The organism is Mucilaginibacter dorajii (assembly GCF_024808255.1).
GTDB lineage: Bacteria > Bacteroidota > Bacteroidia > Sphingobacteriales > Sphingobacteriaceae > Mucilaginibacter > Mucilaginibacter dorajii.
In genome coordinates this window covers 100,248-121,571 of sequence record NZ_JANTYS010000009.1, presented here as the reverse complement: position 1 = coordinate 121,571, position 21,324 = coordinate 100,248, and the positions used below count along the sequence as shown (strand labels likewise).

The window sequence follows — 21,324 nt, the reverse complement described above, 5'->3', positions numbered from 1 at the left end:
TATTTGCACATGCGTTTTGATATCATATCTGTTTTGCCGGGGTTGTTGGAAAGCCCTTTTGCACATTCTATTTTACAGCGCGCCCAAAAAAAGGGCATAGCCGAAATTCATGTGCATAACCTGCGCGATTACTCAACCCAAAAGCAAAAAAGTGTTGATGATTATCCGTACGGCGGCGGCAGCGGTATGGTAATGACTATCCCTCCATTCGCGGCCTGTATCGAAAAGCTAAAAGCCGAAAGAGAATACGATGAGATAATCTTTATGTCGCCCGATGGTGAGCGCCTTAACCAGGCCATTGCCAATCAATTATCCATAAAGGACAACATTATTATTTTGTGCGGGCATTATAAAGGCATCGATCAACGAATCCGGGATATTTATGTTACCCGCGAGATTTCGATAGGCGATTATGTACTATCCGGCGGTGAGCTGCCTGCAGCCGTTTTGGTTGACGCGGTGGTGCGCTTAATCCCGGGCGTGCTGAGTGATGAAACATCGGCCCTGAGCGACTCTTTCCAGGACGATATGCTGGACGCCCCTGTATACACCCGCCCGGCCGATTGGAATGGCTACAAGGTGCCCGATATCCTGTTAAGCGGCAATACCCCCGAAATTGAAAAATGGCGCTTTGAGCAGGCCTTAGAGCGCACGAGGCAAAGAAGGCCGGATTTGTTGGGGGAATAGGTTGATTAAGTTAGGACAAGTTGATTGAGTTGGATTAGGTTAGAATAAGTTGATTGGGTTGGATTAGGTTGGCTTAGTTAATCAGGGCAGATCAATTCTTGTTCTTCTGTTTTTTGGCATTTTGAACCACTCTCTTAATCAACTTAATAAACTCAATCAACCAACCACATTGTTAACAAAATACAAAATGTGGAAATTTTTAAAATAGACTTTTTATTATCAAAAAAAAGCCCTATAATTGCAATCCGATTTTTACGGGCTAAAAATCGCTTTAAGAGCTAAAAATCATGGATTTAGTAAAATTTGTTGAAGAGCAATCAATAGAAAAAAGACAGTTTCCTTCCTTCAAGGCCGGTGATACTGTAAGTGTGCATTATAAAATCAGAGAGGGAAACAAAGAACGTGTTCAGCTTTACCAAGGTGTTGTTATTCAACGCAACAGTACTGGTAACTCTGAAACTTTTACCGTTCGTAAAGTTTCTAATGGTATAGGTGTTGAGCGTATCTTCCCTATAAACTCTCCAAACATTGATAAAATTGAAGTGAACAGCATTGGTAAAGTGCGTCGCTCTAAATTGTACTATCTGCGTGCCCTTACCGGTAAAGCAGCTCGTATCAAATCAAAAAGAGTTTAATTACCTGCCCTCTTACTTTTTAAAGAGACATACAAAGAATTTAAAAAGGCCTTTTCTGGTTTTCACCGGGAAAGGCCTTTTTTATCTTGAAAATTCAATTTGAGGTTTTAACCTGTGTTGGGTTGCTTTGTAAGTTAATTTAAGTCGGCGTTGCCAAAAGTATCTCCCTGGTTAATATCGCCGGTTTCATAGCCTTTTTTAAACCAGTACACGCGTTGCGCGCTTGTGCCGTGGGTAAAGCTATCGGGTTCCACACGTCCCTGCGTTTCCTGCTGCAGGCGGTCGTCGCCAATGGCATTGGCTGCATTTAACGCGTCTTTGATGTCTTTTTCGTCAATCACCTTTTTTAAACTTTGCTCATAATGGGCCCATACACCGGCGTAAAAATCGGCCTGTAATTCCAGCTTTACAGATAATTTGTTGTAGGCCTTCCGGCTCATGCGGCTGCGGGCCTGGTCCATTTTGGCGCTTATGCCCAATAGGTTTTGCACGTGGTGGCCAACCTCATGCGCTATTACATAGGCATTGGCAAAATCGCCGGCGGCACCAAAGCGGTTTTTAAGCTCATCATAAAAAGAAAGATCGATATAAACTTTTCTGTCGCCCGGGCAATAAAATGGTCCCGTTGCCGAACTCGCGCTGCCACAAGCCGATTCCACACCATCGGTAAACAAAACCAGGTGCGGGTCCTGGTAGGTTTTGCCCATATCCCTGAAAAGCTTGCCCCAGATATCTTCGGTATCTTTAAGTACCACGCGTACAAATTTTTTGCCGTTATCTTCGGGCGCATTAGGGTCCTGTGCCTGTTGCTGGGTTTGCGGGTTGCCGCTGCTTACCTGGTTAAGTAATTGCGAAGGGTTGATACCCGTAAAAATATAAATGGCGGCTCCTATAAGCCCCAATATGCCGCCACCTAAAAAAAGTCCCCTGCCGCCGCCTCCGCTGCCGCGTTCGTCTTCTACATTATCGCTTTCGCCTCTGCCAAACCATTGCATAGTGTGTATGATTAAGATTTAAAACGTAACAGGAAATGGAAGAGAAATGTTTGGCTCCCCGCCCCCCTAAAGGGGGAGTAAAAAAATAAAAGGCGTTCACCACCAGGTAAACGCCTTTGTATAATAATATGCAAATCAAAAGCTCGCCCTTTAGGGGGGCTGGGCGGCTTGGCTTGGGACTCTACTTTATCTCAAACACCGCTTGAATATTAAAGCTCAGTTTTATCTTTTTAAAGTCGATGTCAGAATCGGCTGCCGGGGCTGCTGCAACATTTGATTTAAACATCATGGTGTTGTACACGCGGGGCTGCGGGAAACTGCTGTTATCACTTTCCGTAATGTTAAGCACATCGCCTAATTTGTTGCCCAGGCCGGCTAATAAAAACGATGCTTTATCGCGGGCGCTGATCAGGGCTTTTAATTTCAGCTCATTTTTCAGGGCGTCCATCTTTGAATAGTCGTAGCTGTCAATATTGGTGCTCTGGATGCCTTTGGGATCAATTTTAGACATGATCTGGTTAAACTTGTTTAAATCTTTAACCCGCAGGCCATATTGTTTGCTGGCTAAAAAATCTGGTGCTTTTTTCTTTTGATAAGTATTGTTCCAGGCCGATACATTGTTCACGGTAAAATCGGTCATTGGGATGCCGGCGTCTTTAACCGCTTTTTCCAGTTGGTTTTCCAGGTCATCTATCTGGATGTGTTTTTTGCCATCCATATATTCCTGCAGGGAAATGGATACATTGATAATATCAGGAGTAACCTCCTGCTCGGCAATGCCGGTAACTTCTATTTTACGACGTAGGTCGACAGCCTGTGCAAAGGCCGAATAAGTAAATGTAATAAGTGCAGACAGGATAAGTAGCTTTTTCATAATAGTAATTTGTACGTGTATTTATGTGTATGACTATGGTAACGTGTGTATGGTTTAATATGTAACAGGCAAAGCCGACTTTGTTTTGTGTTTGTACAATCATCCCTGTAAATCAACAATATAAAAACCGTTTACTTTTTTGATAGTTGTAGCATTGGGCTGGGTTTTGTTTACATAAAGCAATATCGGCATTAAAAAGATTAATTATGAGATCTATCTGGAAAGGCTCCATTGGCTTTGGGTTGGTAAGCATCCCGGTAAAATTGTATTCGGCTGTGCAAACGTCGTCGTTAGATTTGGATATGCTGGATAGTCGCGATCATTCGCGTATCCGCTACCAGCGGGTGAACGAGAAAACGCATAAAGAGGTTCCGTATGATAAGATCGTAAAAGGCTACAAGCTCAACGAGGACTACGTAATTGTAGAAGACCAGGATTTTGAAGATGCCGCGCCGGAAAAAAGCAAGGTAATTGAAATTGAAAGCTTTGTGGATATTGGCGATGTAAACCCCATGTTTTATGAAACATCCTATTATACCGAGCCGGATACTAAAAATAACAAGGCCTATGCTTTGCTGCTGAAAGCGCTGGTACAATCCAAAAAAGCCGGCCTGGCCCGTTTTGTTTTACGCAGTACCGAAAGCCTGTGCATTGTGCACCCAGTTGAGCACGTACTGGTAATAACCCGCATCCGCTTTGGACAGGAAATTCGGGGTACCGAAGATTTGAACGTGGCCGATGATGTAGCAGTAAGCAAAAAGGAACTTAATGTGGGTCTTGCTCTCATTAATCAATACGCAGAAGATTTTGATGTATCTAAGTTTAAGGATGAGTACAACGATGAGTTACTCAGGATCATCAAAGCCAAAGCAAAAGGAAAACGCGCTACTGTTAAAAAACTAAAGCCCCATAAAACAGGCAGCGATGATTTGTATGACCAACTAATGAATAGTTTGAAAAAGAAAGCGTAGAGGGATAAATTCTAAATAACAGGCTCTAAACCCTAAAGGAAGAAGTGTTAATGGAAATGAACTTCCTCCTTTTTTTAATACAACCTATAGTTTTATTGATACACATTGTTTTTTACAAAGGGAATAATTATATGCATAAACTATCGTAGTAATTAATATTATTTAAAAATAGGATATTTTGGCACTGCCTTTGCCATGAAGTAATCACAAAACTTAAAAAACATTTACCATGGCAACTACCAAAACAAAAGCTCCCGAACTAACAGAAGATGTTCAGGAATCGGCATTGAATGAACTATTTTTAGATGAATTGAAAGACATTTATTGGGCCGAAAAACACCTTGCTAAGGCTTTGCCTAAAATGGCTAAAGCGGCAACATCAGATAAGCTGCGGTCGGCTATTGAAAACCACCTGGGTGAAACAGAAAACCAGATTACCCGGCTTGAAGATGCATTTGCATCCATCGGCGAAAAAGCGGTTGCTGTAAAATGCGAAGCGATGGCGGGCTTATTAAAAGAAGGTGACGAAATTGTTGCCGAAACTGAAAAGGGTAGCCTTACCCGCGATGCAGGTATTATTTCGGCTGCGCAAAAAATTGAGCATTATGAAATTGCTTCCTATGGTACGCTTAAAACATTGGCAATGGTTTTAGGCTATAGTGAAGCCGCCGAGTTATTGGACTCAACCTTACAGGAAGAAAAAACCTGCGATGGCCTGCTTACCCAAATAGCAGAAGCCGGAATTAACCAACAGTCAAAATCTGAAAAGGCTTAATACGTTATCTGTTGATATTCACCAAACGCCATTGTACATGAAGTGCAATGGCGTTTGGTGTTTAGATATGAACAGCATTAACTTTTTAAAACATTTTACAGGTATCGGCGATTATACAGTTATCTATGAAATTATTAACTAAAATCACACTGTCATGAACTCATTATTGTATATTATTGCCGTTATTCTTGTAATCGGCTGGGCTATAGGTGTATTTTTTACCACTGTAGGTAGCTTAATTCACGTATTGTTAGTGATTGCCATTATAGCCGTATTGTTGGGTGTTATCAGAAGACCGACCGCTATATAAAAGGAGAGCCTCACCCAACCCTCTCCTTTGGAGAGGGCTTTTTATTAGCAGCTTTTTGGCCCTGTTTTTAAAGTCCTCTTCTTTGGAGAGGATTTAGGTGAGGCTCTTAAAATTCCACATAAGCCAGTACGGTGTTCTGCTTCTTGCTTCCGTTGGCATCAGTAACAACCAGCGCGCCCTTACGGAACAGGGTTAAACCTTCCCAGTTGTTTCTATTACCGGGGAAGGTTGTTACTTCCTGCCAATCAGCACCCTTGTGGTTTTTGAGCTTTACAATACGGGCATAGGTAGTTTTAGTCGATTTTAAGTAAGCCGAATCTTTATTGAGGCTATCCCGCAGATCGGGAATAATGGTTTTGATGTTGTTCTCCTGGTTGTGAAGTTTATCGTTGCCCAGGTAATATTTATAATCGCCGTTCCAGAAATAATTAATGCCGTATACCTCGTCTTTGTTAGTGGCGGTAATATCTGTAATTCTGAAATATAATTGAGGTGTTTTAATGGCCTCCGGCGCTTTACTAAATGAAGTGTCTATCAAATAGCCTTGTCCGCCATTTGGCTCGCCGTTATATTCGTAATAAGCCAATAGTTTTTTCTCCTTAGGTAACCATGTAACGGACTCAAAGCCTGCATTATAAATAAGTTCCGGGCGTTTAAGCTTCAGAATATGATCTGCATCTACCACTATATGGTTGTTTGGCAAATCCAGTTTGGCTTTAAGCAGGTAGCAGTTTTCCAGCTTATCATCAGTTTCTATAGATAGATATACTGTATTATTTACAATGCTGATCGCTTCAAAACCCTCATATCCCTCAGCAACATCATCGGGCAGTTTGTCAAGGTTGATCACTTTAAGCGCCTTGTAGGTAGATAGTGCTGTGTCTTTGCCATCTACAACCTGACCAATGCTATCGGTAAGCAGGCTGTAAATTAAAAACTCGCCCTTTAGGTTGTCTTTTTTTACCGGTGTTTTATGATCGCCGTACTGGGGCACCAGGTATATACGGTTACCGTAGGTACACATGCCCGAATATTCTTCGGCCACACCTGCAATTGCCCCGGGGAGGGGAATGGTTTTGTATTTACTTTGACTATGCGCCAGTGTTGAAAAGCATAGTACAGTCACCGACAATAAAAAAGATCTTTTAAACATACAAACAGTGTTATCAACGTAAAACTAAACATACGTTTTATTTTGAAGATGAAGGAAACGTTAAGACTTCAACCCCATCGCTCCCCGCACCTCTTTTGATTGCCAGGAAATTACCTACCCGCACCTCTTCTGATTGTTAGGGAATTACGCACCCGAGCCCCGCAACCCGCTCCCCGCGCCTAAATAATCCTATATTTACAGCTAACACGTAAACATTTAACAAATTTTAACAATTAAACGTGGAATTTTTTTAGCAGAAAAAAGTTTGTGTGTTTAAGTTTGCTACTCGAAATAAAAAAGCTTCATGGACGAATTTAAAAGTAATAACGAAAACGTTTCTGCAGGTGCTGTTACCGGCAGTACATCGTATTCAACCGATATCAGGGCGCTTAATGAAATGATACAACGCGAAAGCGCTTTTATCGATCTGCTTAAAATGGAGATGGATAAAGTGATCATCGGTCAAAAATATATGGTTGAACGTTTGCTGATCGGTTTACTGGCCGATGGGCACATCCTTTTGGAAGGCGTACCGGGTTTGGCAAAAACGCTGGCCATCAACACGCTTTCAAAAGCTATCCAGGTTGATTACAGCCGTATCCAGTTCACCCCCGATCTGTTGCCGGCCGATTTGCTGGGTACCATGATCTATAATCAAAAAAAGGAAGAGTTTATTGTTCGTAAAGGTCCGTTGTTCTCTAACTTCATCCTTGCCGATGAGATTAACCGTGCTCCTGCCAAAGTGCAGAGCGCGCTGTTAGAGGCCATGCAGGAGCGCCAGGTAACCATTGGCGATAATACCTTCCCGCTGCCAAATCCGTTCCTGGTACTGGCAACCCAAAACCCTATTGAGCAGGAGGGTACTTATCCGCTGCCTGAAGCACAGATGGACCGTTTTATGCTTAAAGTGGTAATTACTTATCCCGAAAAGGAAGAAGAGAAAAGGATCATCCGCTCCAACATATTACCGGGCGGCATGCCAAAACCATCGCCTATTGTTAAGCCCGAGGAGATCATCCGTGCCCGTAAAGTTGTACGCGAGGTTTATATGGATGAAAAGATTGAGCAATACATTATCGATATTGTTTTTGCAACCCGTTTCCCCGATCAGTATAAACTCGCGCACTATAAAAATCTGATGACCTACGGCGCATCGCCCAGGGCAAGCATTAACCTGGCCCTGGCTGCCAAGGCTTATGCCTTCATCAAACGCCGTGGTTATGTGATCCCCGAAGATGTTCGCGCTATTTGCCACGACGTGTTACGCCACCGTATTGGCTTAAGCTACGAAGCTGAAGCAGAAAACATAACCACAGAACACATTATTACGGGCATATTAAACGCGGTAGAGGTACCGTAAGCCTCACCCCGGCCCTCTCCAAAGGAGAGGGAGGCAAAAGGAAAGCGCATAAAATTCTAAAAAAGATTATCAAAAGTCCTCTCCTTTGGAGAGGATTTAGGTGAGGCTCATATGGCAAAGGATACCAAGGATCTGTTAAAAAAGGTTAGGAAGATTGAGATAAAAACCCGTGGCTTAAGTAACCACTTATTCTCGGGCGAATATCATTCGGCTTTCAAGGGGCGGGGTATGGCCTTTAGCGAGGTACGCGAGTACCAGATTGGCGACGAGATCCGCACCATTGACTGGAACGTTACCGCACGTTTTAACCACCCCTACGTAAAAGTGTTTGAAGAGGAGCGCGAGCTTACCGTAATGCTGCTGATGGATGTGAGCGGGTCTGAAAACTTTGGTACCCAAAGCCAGCAAAAGCAGGATGTAGCTGCCGAACTTTGCGCGGTGCTGGCCTTTTCGGCCATCCAAAACAATGATAAGGTAGGGGTGATATTTTTTAGCGATAAGATAGAGAAGTTTATCCCGCCAAAAAAAGGCCGCAGCCATATCCTGATGATCATTCGCGAGCTGATAGATTTTAAGCCCGATAACAAAGGCACTAACGTGGGCATAGCGCTTAAGTATTTTACCAGCGTTATCAAAAAGCGTTGCACGGCCTTCATCCTGTCAGATTTTATCAGTCCGGCTTTTGATGATGAGTTGAAGATAGCCAACAAAAAGCACGATATTATAGCCTTGAGGCTGTATGATAAGCACGAGGAAGTTTTCCCTAACCTGGGCCTCATCCCGGTAAGGGACGAGGAAACCGGCGAACTGATGTGGGTAAACACGGCCGACGAAAAAGTACGCCAGGCTTTTGGCGTGGTAGCCCGTGAGCGGAACGCTAAACTTGCCGATACTTTTAAAAGATCGGGTGTTGATTTTACCAGCATTGGTACGCATGAATCATACGTAAAACCATTAATGACATTATTTAAAAAACGGGAAGGCCGGAGATGATCAAGCATTTAAAATATTTCCTGGTATTGCTGCTTACAGGTACTTTTTATACCGCTTTTGCCCAGGCCCCGCAGGCTGGCGCAAAGCTGGATAGAACATCCATCCGCCTGGGCGAACAAACCTTGCTGCACCTGAGTATCAAACTCAATAAAAAAGATAAAGCAGAGTTTCCGGTGGTGCCCGATTCCATTGCCGGAAAGATTGTGGTTGTTGGTGTAAAAACCGATACCATAGCCGATAAAAGCGATGCCACCCTCGAAACCATACATAAAGCCTACACAGTAACCGGCTTTGATAGCGGGCAGTATGTAATACCATCATACGCCTTTAAAACCGGCAGCGGTGTGGTTAATTCGCCATCGGTAACCTTGCAGGTTACTACGCTTAAGGTTGATACAACCAAGGCTTTTTATGATATTAAACAGCCGCTTGCCATTGAATATACTTTTTGGGATTGGCTGCGCGATAACTGGCAATGGGTTGTAGGTATTTTGCTGGTGCTGTTAATTATTGCAGGCCTTATTTACTACCTAAAAACACGCCCTAAAAAGGTGGTTATTGTTGAGCCACCGGTACCAATACTGCCGCCGCACATCATAGCGCTGCAAAAACTGGCCGAACTGCGCGACAAGAAATTATACCAACAGGAAGTTAAAACCTACCATATTGAACTGAGCGAGGTAATGCGCGAGTACCTGGAGAAACGCTATGCCATCAAAGCACATGAGCAAACCACCGATGAGATCTTTGATAGTTTACGCTCGCTGCAAATTACTGAAGATAACAAGAATACTTTAAGGCAGGTATTGGTATTAGCCGATTTGGTGAAGTTTGCCAAAGAGAAACCGCTGCCTTTTGAAAACGAGCAAAGTATGGATAAGGCTATCGGCTTTGTAAATAATACCAAACCGGCCTTTATACCGCAGGCAGATAAAGAAGAGGGGATAAAATGAGCTGGTTTAAAGGAATAGAATTTGCACATCCCGCGTTTTTCTGGCTGTTCCTCAGCATCCCGTTGATGGTTGGCTGGTACATCTGGAAACAACAACAATTACAGGGTAATTTAAATGTACCTACTATAAGAGGGTTCGCGGTAGCAAAAAAAAGCATGCTGCCCAAATTCAGGCATTTCGCTATTGTAATGCGTTCGTTGGCTGTTGCTGCTTTGGTGGTAGCCTTGGCCAGGCCGCAATCGTCATTAAGCTGGCAGGATAGCACCACCGAGGGCATCGATATTATTATCGCATCAGATATTTCGGGCAGTATGCTGGCCGAAGATTTTAAGCCTAACCGCCTGGAAGCGGGTAAAAACATCGCTATTGATTTTATTAAAGGCCGCCCGGATGACCGTATTGGCCTGGTGATCTTCAGCGGCGAAAGCTTTACCCAATGCCCGCTTACCATTGACCACAGCGTGCTCATCAACCTGTTTGCCGATATCCGCAATGGTATGATCACCGATGGCACCGCTATAGGCATGGGCCTTGCTACGGCGGTTAATCGCCTAAAGGGTAGCCCGGTAAAAAGTAAGGTGGTGATATTATTAACGGATGGTTCAAACAATGCAGGTTCTATACCGCCGCTAACCGCTGCAGAAATTGCCAAACAGTTTGGTGTAAGGGTTTATACCGTAGGCTTGGGTACAAAAGGCTTTGCACCATACCCGGTACAAACACCTATGGGCGTACAATACCAGCGTATGCCGGTAGATATTGATGAAGGCACGCTATCAAAAATTGCCAGCATTACCGGCGGCCAATATTTTAGGGCAACCAATAACGAAACCCTTAAAAATATTTATACGCAAATTGATAAGTTAGAAAAAGCCAAAATTGATGTTACCCAATATCGCCGTAAAACAGAAATGTTTATGCCCTGGGCCATTTTAGCGCTGGCTTTATTATCACTTGAATTTTTATTAAGAAACACCCTGTTTAAAGGGGCTTTAACATAACAGATGCTACGTTTTGCACATACACAGTTTTTATGGGCGCTGTTGATCATCCCGGTATTCTTCATCGCTTTTTGGGCAGTGAGCTATTGGAAACGCAAAGCCATCGCGTCGCTGGGCGATAAGGAGGTGGTTAAACTGATGATGCCGCAGGTTTCAACAACCCGGCCATGGTGGAAATTTTCTTTTTTCGCCCTGGCTTGCGCTATGCTCATCATCGGCATTGCCGATCCGCAGATTGGTTCAAAAACCGAAGATATAAAGCGCCAGGGTGCCGATCTGATGATCCTGCTGGATGTATCAAACAGTATGCTGGCACAGGATCTGGCACCAAGCAGGCTGGAAAACGCCAAGCGCGCCATTGCCCAGTTGATTGATAGACTGCATAGCGACCGTATTGGTATTGTTGTATTTGCCGGCGAAGCCTATGTGCAGCTGCCTATCACTACCGATTATTCGGCCGCTAAATTATTTTTAAATACCATTAGTACCGATATGGTACCTACACAAGGTACCGCTATTGGTGCCGCTATAGACCTGGGCATGCAATCGTTCGATTTTAAGAACGGTACAGGCAAAGCCATGATTATCATCACCGATGGCGAAAACCACGAGGATAACGCCGTTGATGCCGCCAAAAATGCCAGGAGCAGGGATGTATCGGTACACGTGGTGGGTGTAGGCTCAGAAGCCGGCGCGCCGATCCCGGTTATTGAAAATGGCAGGCAGGTTGGTTTCCATACCGATAGTACCGGCCAGCAGGTGATCAGTAAATTAAGCGAGGATATGTGTAAGGATATATCATCGGCAGGTGGCGGCGTTTATGTAAGGGCCAACAATGCCAACAGCGGGTTGGGGATAGTGATGGATCAGATCAATAAAATGCAGCGCAAAACTTTAGACACCAAATCATTCAAAGATTTTGAAGATCGTTTCCAGTTTTTCCTGGGTATCGCTTTCGTGCTGCTGCTTGTTGAGTTTTTTATATCGGGCCGCAAAAATATGCGCTTGAGTGCTATAAAGTTATTTGAGGTAAAAAAGTCATGAAGCAATTAATCATCATCGCATTATTAGTACTGCAGGCTTCATTCCTTTTTGCCCAGCAGGAAAAAAAGTATATCAAAAAGGGTAATGAGGCTTACCAGGCAAAAAACTATAAAGAGGCCGAAGCCAATTACCGTGCATCGGTAGGCAAGGCTGCTAAAACCGTTCAGGGTAACTTTAACCTTGGCGATGCGTTGTACAAACAAAAAAAATATGATGAGGCCAACGCGCAGTTTGCTAAAATAGCGGCCACATCAAAAGATAAACAAATTCAGGCCAATGCCTTCCATAATATAGGGAACTCATTTTTAACAAACAGGAAGCTGGAAGAAAGTATTGCCGCCTACAAAAAATCGTTATTGAAAAATCCTAAAGACGAGCAAACCCGTTATAACTTAGCCTACGCCCAAAAGCTGCTTCAAAAACAAAAGGACGACAAGAAGAAGAATAAGGACAAAAATAAAGACAAGGATAAAAACAAAGACGACAAAAATAAGGGCGATAAGAATAAAGACAACAAGGATAAGAAAGACGACAAGGACAAAAAAGACCAGGATAAAAAGAACCCGGATAACAAAAACGGGGATAATAAAGATCAGCAACAACAGCAGCCGCAACCCAACAGCGTATCAAAAGATGATGCCCAGCGGATGCTCGACGCGCTGAACAATGATGAAAAAGCGACACAGGACAAGCTAAAAAACAAAAAGGTAAAAGGCGAGAGAAGAAAGATCGCCAAAGACTGGTAAGCCTTATATTGATAACACATGAAGTTGAAGTTTTATATATTGCTATTTCTGTTTTTAGGTACCGCTCTGTTGGCTGTTGCCCAGGTAAAATTCACGGCATCGGTTGATAAAAGCGAGGTGGGTACTACCGAGCGCTTTGAGATCACTTTTACGGTAAACAGCAGTGCCGAGAAGTTTGTACCACCCAATTTTGATGGCTTTTTGGTTGAGGCTGGTCCCAACGTATCGCAAAGTATGACGGTTATCAACGGCGTATCGTCGGGAGCCATTGCTTACAGTTATGATTTGGTTGCCATTAAAGCGGGCATATTTACCATCGGCCCGGCATCTATCGCGGTAGCCGGTAAAACCTTAAAAACCCAGCCGATAAAAATCAAGGTGGTAAAAGGAACCTCGACTGCACAAGCCAATGCAGCCGCCCAGCAGCAGGCTTTACAAGCGCAGGCCCGTGGTGGCGATGTTATATCGGGCACATCAAGAAATATCAATAAAGACCTTTATATCCGCGCCGAGGTTAATAAAACCAACGTTTACATTGGCGAGCAGTTAACATTAAGCTACCGCATTTATACCCGCGTTGGCCTGGCGGGTAGTCAATTAGAAAAAATGTCTGATCTGAATGGTTTTTATAGCCAGGAAATTAAAAGCATGAGCCAAACGGCTACCTGGCGCGTACAGGTAATTAACGGCGTGCGGTTTAATGTAACCGAGATCAAGCAAAACGTATTGTTCCCCGAGCACGCCGGTAACATCACCATCGACCCCATGATCATGGACTTTATTGTGCGCGAAACCGTAGCATCAAAAGATCCCTTTGATAGCTTTTTTGGCGGGGTGAGCTATAACGATGTAAAGTATAAAATTAAAAGTCCGCCGGTGGTTATCCACGTAAAACCATTGCCAGAGGCGGGTAAGCCTGCCAGTTTTGGTGGTGCGGTTGGTAAATTCCAGATCAGCTCGACGCTTGATAAAACACATGTAAAATCAAACGAGCCTATCAATTATAAGATAGTAGTATCGGGCAAAGGAAACCTGAAACTGCTGAAGCCTGTAGCCCCTGAGTTCCCGGCCGATTTTGAAAAATACGATCCAAAAGTAACCGACACCATTGCCGATGCCGAAAGCGGCGAAACCGGTACCCGTACTTATACCTACCTGCTGATCCCAAGGCACGGTGGCAACTTTACCATCGATCCGGTTAAGTTTGCTTATTACGATCTGTCGGCAGGCAGATATGTAAGCACCCAAACCAAGGGCTTTGACATTAAGGTTGATAAAAGCGCTACCGAAAATAACGTAGTATCGTTAGGTGCCGCCGATAAACAGGACGTAAAACTGCTTAATAAAGACATCCGCTACATTAAAACCGGCGATGAGGCAGATAGCCTCACCAAAAACGGCGACGGCTTTTACGGCTCGCCTACTTATTATTTACTGTTGGCTTTAGGTCCGCTGTTGTTTGCCGGAGCCTGGGTTTACGGTAAATGGTATGAAGCCAGTAACAGCGATGTTGTGAAGGTGAAAAGCCGAAAGGCGGGTAAAATTGCCGCCAAACACCTGGCCAGCGCTAAAAAACAGTTACAGGCCAACAACAGGACCGCGTTTTACGAGGATGTGTTTAAAGGCTTGTATGGCTATTTAAGCGATAAGCTGAACATTGCAGCGGCAGATTTGAACCGTGAAAAAATAGCGTCGGAACTAAAAGTCCGTACTCTTGACGAACCACTGATCAACGAACTGCTGGAAACCCTGGACCTGTGCGATATGGCCCGCTACGCGCCGGTATCGGGTGTATCAGAACAGCAAATGTTTGATAAGGCAAAAAACATGATCAATGACATTGAAGATAAAATATAACATGCTAAAGCGTTGGATCTATATATTGCTGCTCATTGCATCGCCATTACTTGCTTTTAGTAATGATGGCACCAACGCGTTGTTTAAAAAAGGCAACGATCAGTACCAGAAAGGGAAATACAAAGATGCCCAGGTAACCTATCAGAAACTGGTTGACGATGGTAACTTATCCATCGCCCTGTATTATAACTTAGGGAATGCCTACTACAAAACCGGCGACATTGCCCCCGCGCTGTTATATTACGAAAAGGCCCACAAGTTATCGCCCGGCGATGAAGATATCAATGCCAACATCAGGTTGGCCAACACTAAAACCGCCGATAAGATAGAAGCGCCGCAGGAGTTTTTTATTACCAAATGGTGGCATGGCTTTATCCTGGCTTTGCCTGCAGATACCTGGGCAATTGGTGGAGTATTGCTGATACTGGCAGGTTTTGGATTGTTGATCCTGTATCGATTTAGCAATTCTGTCGGCATAAAAAAGACAGCTTTCTTCTCGGCCATAGCGGCTTTGATCATAGGGGTTTGTGCTACATTTTTAGCAGGGCGGCAAACCCATTATTTCGACTCGCATCATGACGCAATCATATTCAGCAGTACGGTAACCGCTAAAAACGCGCCTTCGGCCACAGGCAAAAATGCTTTTGTATTACATGAAGGTACCAAAGTAGAGATCCTTGACAACACCGGCACCTGGATCAGGATTCGCTTAGTGAATGGGAGTGAAGGATGGGTTACGGTTGGGGATGCGAAGGAGATATAGAAGGTAATCTATACCATGTCATTGCGAGGAACGAAGCAATCTCATGCTATACAGGGCGGGCATGCATAGTTCGCGATTGCTTCGTTCCTCGCAATGACATGGTTGAAAGAGGTTTGCGCCTTACTGAAAACTAATAACTATACACTTTCTCCCCGCTATTCAACAACGCTAACACATCTTCTTCAGTCCCGGTAAACGGGCCGTATGAGGCGATGTTGTAGCTGGCCATAGCGGCTGCAAATTCGCCGGCTTGCTGAAAAGACGCGCCTTTTATGCGTTGGTATAAATAACCGGCCATATAGGTATCGCCGCAACCGGTGGCATCAACCACGGCGGTAGGGGTATAAGCCGGGATGTTGTAAAAAACACCATCAGTATAAATTACAGAACCCATGCTGCCCAGGGTAATCACTACTTCTTTAACGCCCCAGCCGGCCAGGATGCGGGCACCTTCAAAAATATCGGTGCTGCCGGTAAGTACTTCTGTTTCGTGTTCGTTGGCTTTCAGGATATCAATATGTTGTAAAGCTTCGCATTTATCGGCCCAGTCAATAGCTACCACGTTTTCGTTAACTACCTCACGTAAATAACCCTGCACATCTAAAGAAACCCGACCACGACCGTGCAGTTCCCTAATCAACGATACATCAATATCATCGGCCAGGAGTGGTCCTAAATGAAAGATCTTTGCTTCGGTTTGCTGTAATTGCTCAATGGTAAAAGGATTGGCTTTTTGCAATACGCGCTGCGTACGGTGGTTTTGATTTTCGGAGTAAATGTTCTCGAAATAAACCGATTGCCCGCAGGCTAAAGCATCTACATGGATGCCTTTGGCGCACAGTTTTTCGACTACTACCATTTCGCTTTGTGCAAGGGTGGTTACCAGGGTATAGCTCACATCCATATTGCGAATGGCATTTGAAAAATAAAAGGACGTACCCCCCGCCATGTGTTTTACCGCTTGCGGAGTTACCACTTTATCTAATGTTATATGCCCAACGCAACAAATATCGTACATGCTTTTTTATCTATTTTAAACCAGCGCCTTACCAATAAGCAGCAAACTGCAAATGTATATAATATCAATGTTTAATTAATGTAAGGTTTTTAATACATACTGGTTGTAAATAAGAATGATGGGCAAATGCCGTTGCAGGCCTTAATCTTTAAACGAGATGGTAAACCTGGCGCCTTCGTTGGGCTTGCTTTTAAGCACTATTTGCCCACCCAGGCTGGTAATATGGTTATACACCAGGTAAAGTCCAATACCCTTGCTGTCATGGTGATGATGGAATTTTTGATGGAAGCCAAATACTTTGCCCCTGGCGGTTTCCATATCAAACCCCAGTCCGTTATCAGCAAAAATGAGCTGCTTAATTCCATTGTGGGTCTTTGAACTGATGTTGATAACCGGGCTAACATCCGGTCGCGCGTATTTGATAGCATTGGTGATCAGGTTTAGGAAAATACTTTCAAGGTAAGCTCTATTGAACCTGATGCGGCTGTTATCGGTAAAGTTAATATTGATAACGGTATTTGAATCCTGGATCAGTGAGCTTAAAGAATGTAATACCGCAGTTAGCGATTCGTTAAGGTCTACCTCTTCAATCTGCACATGCAGGCTATCCTTCTGGCTTAAAACATCAACATAATTATTCAATGTTTCTTTAAGGCTTTCGGTGGCCGATTTAAGCATATTGATAAACTCCAGTGTTTCTTCATCCTGGATGCGGGTAGTATCCATCAAACCAAAAACCGACAGTAAATTACTCACCGGCGACCGCAGATCATGCGATGTAGTATAGGTTAGCTGCTTAAGATCGTCATTTATTTTGGTAAGGCTGGTGATTAGCGCGTTACGCTCCTGCTCCTGTTTCTTTTTATGGGTGATGTTTTTGGCGATGGCGAAAACCAGCTGTTCGTTTTCTATCGGCATCGATGTCCAGGCCAGCCAAACAATGTCGCCGCTTTTGGTTACATAGCGGTTCTCGAAGTTTAAAAGAGGGATATCATGGGTAAGATTAGTACGGCCTTGTGAAGTGATATCGCGGTCATCGGGGTGTACAAAATCGTTGATAGGGCGGGAAAAAAGCTCTTCGTTGCTATAACCTAAAACTTTAGAAACCGTAGGATTTATTTTCCTGAAATAGCCATCGAACCCGGCGATGCAAAAAAGATCGGCAGATAACTCAAAAAAGAGTTCGAAATTGAAACCGGTATAGGTGCTTGCACCAAAAGTTTTTAGCATGGGGGGATAACTTAAAATAGCTACCAGGGGATATAGCTATTCATTGTTATGGTTATACGACAGTTAAATAAATTTGTTGCATGGGTTATAGATGTGCAGATTTCAAATGTGCAGATTTCAAATAGAAAACATATAGGTAAATCTGCACATTTGAAATCTGCATATCTGCACATCAAAACAAATCCCTTTAAAAAAATAAAAGCCCCCTGGACTTGCTCCGGGGGACTTTCAACCTAAACCTTATCACAATTAAACCGGTAGGATTACCAGTTCATGTATACCTACGCAATTACTGTACCAAACGGATTGACTTCGTAAATTTTTTTATAAAGGCCCTTGATTTTACTGTTTTAGCTATAAAAAATTACAGATTGTGTTTGCCCAATTAGATTAATGGTTACAAAGTTTAAGCATTTGTTAATTTTTGCGTACAGGATTTGGAACACTTTACAACTGTTTTGCAGTTTTTTTTCTACGCAGATAGCTGTCGGCCAAAAACAAAGCCAGTATTACGTCAAACACCAGGAACCATTTAAATACCTGGCTACTAAATATATTGCTCATTTTGGGCAGCTTAAAACCAGCCGGCATATTGATCTTTACATCAACCGCCGAAAGCCCGATGTGAATGTTTGCAATAGTGAACACTAACAAAGTCACAATAGTAATAGCAAAGAAAACAGAAACCCCCCAGATAACGCGTGGATTAATCGCCGCCTTTAAGGGCTGGCGCGCATTTTCGGTACGGATGGTTTCCATCACTTTATAGGTAAAGCCCATGGGCGGCTCGTCCAGCTCCATGCCTGCAATCTCTTGGTTTAACTGCAAAAACTCCTGGTATTTGGTACGGTAAACCTCATCCTGCTCAATAAGCAGGGCAATGGCTTCCTGCTCGGCCGGGGTACAGGTGCCATCAATATAGTTCCAGATTTTTTCTTCTATCGGGTTCATATCAATTCTTTAACCTCGTGTTTTAAATTACGCTCCAGCTTGTCTTTCAAACGCTGGCGCGCCCTAAATAGTTTAACCTTAACCGTGTTTGTTTCCATCCCTAAAGTTTGCGCAATCTCCTCTAAAGATTGTTCGCCCTTGTAAAACAAGGTTATAATGGTAGCATCATCGGGTAACAGTTGCTCAATTGCCTGGTTAAGGTAAAATGACCGGGACTTGTTTTCCACATTATCGGCATCATAAGCCGACTCGCGATTTTCTATCTGTATAAAAGTACCTTCCTCGTCAATTGAATCGGTGGCAATACGCTTTTTTCGTAAAAACGTCATGGCGGTATTATACACAATAGTGTACAGCCAGGTACTGAATTTTGCCTGCGCGTTGTACGACGCCAACGACCGGTAGGCTTTGATAAAGCAATCCTGGGCAATCTCCTCGGCGTCCTCGCGGCTTTTTGAAAATCGCATAGCCAGCGTAAACACAAAACGCTGGTGCCGTTTAACCAAATCGGCATAAGCCGACTGGTTACCAGCCAACGTTTGTTCAATGAGTTCGATATCTGAAAGCTTGCTCTGCATCTGTTACAACCTCTCTGACAACACTGCTTTTACTTTGGTTACACTAAAGGTAAGAAAAAGTCGAGCCCCCTGGCCCCCTAAAGGGGGAATTTGAAAAAGAAAAGTAGTCGTCTTAGCTGTTTCAACATGCTATTCAAAAAACTCCCCCTTCAGGGGGCTGGGGGGCTTTTAATTCCGCCTATTAAACAAAAACGAAGCATAATATAGCAAGGTAGCCAATGCGCTGATGGCTGCAACCACATAGGTCATGGCAGCCCACCACAGGGCGTCTTTGGCTTGCTCGTGCTCTTCGTTGGTTTGCACAATACTGTAATTATTATTTAACCAGGCCAATGCGCGCCTGCTGGCATCAAACTCAACCGGGAGGGTAATAAAGCTGAAAAAGGTAACCAGCGCAAGCGCGGCAACACCAACAGCCAACACCAATGGGTTATGGGTAAAAACCAACAGTAAAATGCCGATCATTAAAGTCCACTGGGTTAGGGTTGAGGCGATGTTTACCGCCGGCACAATTGCCGAGCGGAACGTTAACCATGCGTAAGATTTTGCATGTTGTACAGCATGGCCGCACTCATGGGCAGCTACAGCCGCGGCTGCAATACTGCGGCTGTAAAAAACATCCTGACTCAAATTAACGGTTCTTGTTTCGGGGTTGTAATGGTCCGTAAGCTGACCTTCAACGCTTACCACCTGTACGTTATAAATACCATGATCGCGCAGCATCCGCATGGCTACCTCCTGGCCCGAAAGCCCGGATAGCAAACCAACTTCCGAGTAATGTTTAAACTTGCTTTTAAACCGCCATTGTATAGCAAAGCTGATGAGCGCGATAATGATCATCAGGAACCACGCGGAGTTGTAGCCTATAATTATTGATAATGTATTCATTCTATTAAAGTCAAAATTAAAAAGTCAAAATTCAAAAAAGGAAAGCTTATGGTTGCTGCCCATGACAAACCTTCCATGTCATTGCGAGGTACGAAGCAATCTCATGCTCTACAGGGCGGATCTGCACAGTTCGCGATTGCTTCGTACCTCGCAATGACATAGCTTTATATTGTCATTTATACCTTCACAGTCCCCGAATTTTACCACTTGCAATGACGATATATATGCATTACGAAGCTTTAACCGTATTTATAACTAAGCTTTCAAAAATTGTTCCGCTTCAGTAAACGCTGTCAAAGTAATTGTCAAATCCGATCTTCAAAAGCGATGTTTTGAATTTTGAATTTTTACTTTTGACTTATGTGGTCTTACTGGGAGCGGACTTCTTTTATCGATAATGCCGATGTGATCATCATCGGTAGCGGCCTTGTTGGCTTAAGTGCCGCGCTGCATTTAAAAAAGCAACAGCCCGCTTTAAAGGTGCTGGTGCTTGAGCGGGGCTTTTTACCAAGTGGTGCCAGTACTAAAAACGCTGGTTTTGCCTGTTTTGGTACAGTTAGCGAGCAAATTGAAGTAATAAACCGCTCGTCAGAAGCTGAAGCCATGCACCTGGTAAATTATAAATGGCGTGGCCTGCAACGCCTGCGGCAAAACCTGGGCGATGAAAATATCGGCTATCACCAATATGGCGGCCATGAATTGTTTATGGCTGATGAAAGGGAGCCGGCTAAAAACGCTTTCGATCAAATAGATCATCTCAATAAATTATTACAGCAAGCTATTGGCGAGCCTGACATTTATGCAGTAGCCGATGAAAGAATTGCAGGTTTTGGCTTAAATAAAGTGAGCCATATCATCTACAACCCCTTTGAGGGGCAGATAGATACCGGCAAAATGATGCGGGCTTTATTGTATAAGGTATATGAATTGGGCGTGCTGGTGCTAAATAATATCCACATCGATGCAATTGAGCAGGGCGATAACTTCATCAACCTGCTAACAACTCAAGGCCGTTTTAAAGCCGGCAAAGTTATCCTTGCCACCAACGCTTTTGCAAGTCAGCTTTTTCCGGATTTGGATGTGGTGCCTGGCAGGGGGCAGGTGTTGATAACCAAACCGGTGCCGGGCTTAAAACTTAAAGGCACTTACCATTTTAACGAAGGCTATTATTACTTCCGCAATATTGATAACCGCGTGTTATTTGGCGGCGGCCGCAACCTGGATTATCAGGCCGAAGAAACTTTCGACTTTGGCCATACCGATACCGTAAAAGAAAAGCTGGTAAGCTACCTGCATGAGGTGATTCTACCGGGCCAAAATGTAGATATAGACCACTGGTGGAGCGGCATCATGGGCTTTGGCCAGGATTTAAGCCCTATAGTAAAACAGGTACAGCCCAATGTCTTTTGCGCCGTGAGATGCAATGGTATGGGTGTAGCTATGGGAAGTTTGGTAGGGGAGGAAGTGGCGAATTTGGTGTTGACCGACGGTTCGCATATTTAGTCGGTTTTAGGAGGCTCCGCTGGAGCCAATTATTAAGAC

General features: G+C 43.9%; 22 protein-coding genes. 14 read left to right on the top strand and 8 right to left on the bottom strand.

The genetic code is table 11. The features are described from left to right. Positions 1–9: 9 nt before the first annotated feature. Together trmD and rplS are read left to right on the top strand one after the other, a co-directional pair. Positions 10–687 (top strand): tRNA (guanosine(37)-N1)-methyltransferase TrmD, encoded by a 678-nt coding sequence (gene trmD / locus FHS10_RS14105; RefSeq protein ID WP_259091610.1) that lies wholly within the window; start codon positions 10–12, stop codon positions 685–687. Positions 688–974: 287 nt separating this feature from the next. Then, positions 975–1,322 (top strand): 50S ribosomal protein L19, encoded by a 348-nt coding sequence (rplS, locus tag FHS10_RS14100; RefSeq protein ID WP_259091609.1) that lies wholly within the window; start codon positions 975–977, stop codon positions 1,320–1,322. Between the two features lie 134 nt (positions 1,323–1,456). Here the strand turns inward: rplS and ypfJ are convergent, their stop codons facing one another. Both ypfJ and FHS10_RS14090 read right to left on the bottom strand, forming a co-directional pair. Beyond that, a complete protein-coding gene (gene ypfJ / locus FHS10_RS14095; RefSeq protein ID WP_259091608.1) occupies positions 1,457–2,317 on the bottom strand; it encodes a KPN_02809 family neutral zinc metallopeptidase in 861 nt (286 codons plus the stop codon). 181 nt (positions 2,318–2,498) lie between these two features. Beyond that, positions 2,499–3,191, bottom strand: coding sequence for an SIMPL domain-containing protein (locus FHS10_RS14090; RefSeq protein WP_259091607.1), 693 nt, complete (start codon positions 3,189–3,191; stop codon positions 2,499–2,501). A gap of 206 nt (positions 3,192–3,397) precedes the next feature. Here FHS10_RS14090 and ku point away from each other — a divergent pair, with 206 nt between their 5' ends. From ku to FHS10_RS14075, 3 genes are all read left to right on the top strand, one after another. Further along, positions 3,398–4,162, top strand: a complete 765-nt coding sequence (ku, locus tag FHS10_RS14085; RefSeq protein ID WP_259091606.1) for a non-homologous end joining protein Ku — start codon at positions 3,398–3,400, stop codon at positions 4,160–4,162. A 229-nt stretch (positions 4,163–4,391) separates the two neighbouring features. Further along, positions 4,392–4,937: a YciE/YciF ferroxidase family protein gene (locus tag FHS10_RS14080; protein ID WP_259091605.1), complete on the top strand. Its 546-nt coding sequence runs from the start codon at positions 4,392–4,394 to the stop codon at positions 4,935–4,937. Positions 4,938–5,091: 154 nt separating this feature from the next. After that, positions 5,092–5,247, top strand: a complete 156-nt coding sequence (locus tag FHS10_RS14075) for a lmo0937 family membrane protein (RefSeq protein ID WP_259091604.1) — start codon at positions 5,092–5,094, stop codon at positions 5,245–5,247. Between the two features lie 106 nt (positions 5,248–5,353). On the opposite strand, the gene FHS10_RS14070 is transcribed toward FHS10_RS14075, so the two are convergent. Next, positions 5,354–6,400 (bottom strand): hypothetical protein, encoded by a 1,047-nt coding sequence (locus FHS10_RS14070; RefSeq protein ID WP_259091603.1) that lies wholly within the window; start codon positions 6,398–6,400, stop codon positions 5,354–5,356. Positions 6,401–6,704: 304 nt separating this feature from the next. Between FHS10_RS14070 and FHS10_RS14065 the strand changes: the two genes are divergently transcribed. The 8 genes from FHS10_RS14065 to FHS10_RS14030 all read left to right on the top strand — a co-directional run bounded on the left by FHS10_RS14065 (position 6,705) and on the right by FHS10_RS14030 (position 15,117). Further along, the gene (locus tag FHS10_RS14065; protein WP_259091602.1) at positions 6,705–7,760 is read left to right on the top strand and encodes an AAA family ATPase; all 1,056 of its coding nucleotides are present in this window, start codon (positions 6,705–6,707) and stop codon (positions 7,758–7,760) included. Positions 7,761–7,871: 111 nt separating this feature from the next. After that, complete coding sequence (locus tag FHS10_RS14060) at positions 7,872–8,753, top strand: DUF58 domain-containing protein (protein ID WP_259091601.1); 882 nt, start codon at positions 7,872–7,874, stop codon at positions 8,751–8,753. Continuing rightward, positions 8,750–9,706 (top strand): hypothetical protein, encoded by a 957-nt coding sequence (locus FHS10_RS14055; RefSeq protein WP_259091600.1) that lies wholly within the window; start codon positions 8,750–8,752, stop codon positions 9,704–9,706. Before FHS10_RS14060 ends, FHS10_RS14055 begins: the two co-directional genes overlap by 4 nt. Next, positions 9,703–10,707, top strand: coding sequence for a vWA domain-containing protein (locus tag FHS10_RS14050; protein ID WP_259091599.1), 1,005 nt, complete (start codon positions 9,703–9,705; stop codon positions 10,705–10,707). The genes FHS10_RS14055 and FHS10_RS14050 overlap by 4 nt, the downstream gene beginning before the upstream one ends. A 3-nt stretch (positions 10,708–10,710) precedes the next feature. After that, the gene (locus FHS10_RS14045; RefSeq protein ID WP_259091598.1) at positions 10,711–11,751 is read left to right on the top strand and encodes a vWA domain-containing protein; all 1,041 of its coding nucleotides are present in this window, start codon (positions 10,711–10,713) and stop codon (positions 11,749–11,751) included. Continuing rightward, on the top strand, positions 11,748–12,497 hold the full coding sequence (locus FHS10_RS14040; RefSeq protein ID WP_259091597.1) for a tetratricopeptide repeat protein: 750 nt from the start codon (positions 11,748–11,750) through the stop codon (positions 12,495–12,497). The genes FHS10_RS14045 and FHS10_RS14040 overlap by 4 nt, the downstream gene beginning before the upstream one ends. A gap of 18 nt (positions 12,498–12,515) precedes the next feature. Further along, entirely contained in the window at positions 12,516–14,354 is a 1,839-nt protein-coding gene (locus FHS10_RS14035) for a BatD family protein (RefSeq protein WP_259091596.1), read from the top strand. Further along, on the top strand, positions 14,332–15,117 hold the full coding sequence (locus FHS10_RS14030) for a tetratricopeptide repeat protein (protein WP_259091595.1): 786 nt from the start codon (positions 14,332–14,334) through the stop codon (positions 15,115–15,117). The genes FHS10_RS14035 and FHS10_RS14030 overlap by 23 nt, the downstream gene beginning before the upstream one ends. A gap of 130 nt (positions 15,118–15,247) precedes the next feature. On the opposite strand, the gene FHS10_RS14025 is transcribed toward FHS10_RS14030, so the two are convergent. The 5 genes from FHS10_RS14025 to FHS10_RS14005 all read right to left on the bottom strand — a co-directional run bounded on the left by FHS10_RS14025 (position 15,248) and on the right by FHS10_RS14005 (position 19,782). After that, positions 15,248–16,135: a PfkB family carbohydrate kinase gene (locus tag FHS10_RS14025; RefSeq protein WP_259091594.1), complete on the bottom strand. Its 888-nt coding sequence runs from the start codon at positions 16,133–16,135 to the stop codon at positions 15,248–15,250. Positions 16,136–16,276: 141 nt separating this feature from the next. After that, positions 16,277–17,365 carry a PAS domain-containing sensor histidine kinase gene (locus FHS10_RS14020; protein WP_259091593.1) on the bottom strand — a complete coding sequence of 363 codons (1,089 nt, stop codon included), beginning with the start codon at positions 17,363–17,365 and terminating at the stop codon, positions 16,277–16,279. 447 nt (positions 17,366–17,812) lie between these two features. Further along, positions 17,813–18,316 (bottom strand): anti-sigma factor, encoded by a 504-nt coding sequence (locus FHS10_RS14015; RefSeq protein ID WP_259091592.1) that lies wholly within the window; start codon positions 18,314–18,316, stop codon positions 17,813–17,815. Beyond that, positions 18,313–18,894, bottom strand: coding sequence for an RNA polymerase sigma factor (locus FHS10_RS14010; RefSeq protein ID WP_259091591.1), 582 nt, complete (start codon positions 18,892–18,894; stop codon positions 18,313–18,315). Before FHS10_RS14010 ends, FHS10_RS14015 begins: the two co-directional genes overlap by 4 nt. A gap of 168 nt (positions 18,895–19,062) precedes the next feature. Next, positions 19,063–19,782 carry a zinc metallopeptidase gene (locus FHS10_RS14005; RefSeq protein WP_259091590.1) on the bottom strand — a complete coding sequence of 240 codons (720 nt, stop codon included), beginning with the start codon at positions 19,780–19,782 and terminating at the stop codon, positions 19,063–19,065. Between the two features lie 360 nt (positions 19,783–20,142). Here FHS10_RS14005 and FHS10_RS14000 point away from each other — a divergent pair, with 360 nt between their 5' ends. Beyond that, on the top strand, positions 20,143–21,285 hold the full coding sequence (locus FHS10_RS14000; protein ID WP_259091589.1) for an NAD(P)/FAD-dependent oxidoreductase: 1,143 nt from the start codon (positions 20,143–20,145) through the stop codon (positions 21,283–21,285). Positions 21,286–21,324 lie beyond the last annotated feature (39 nt).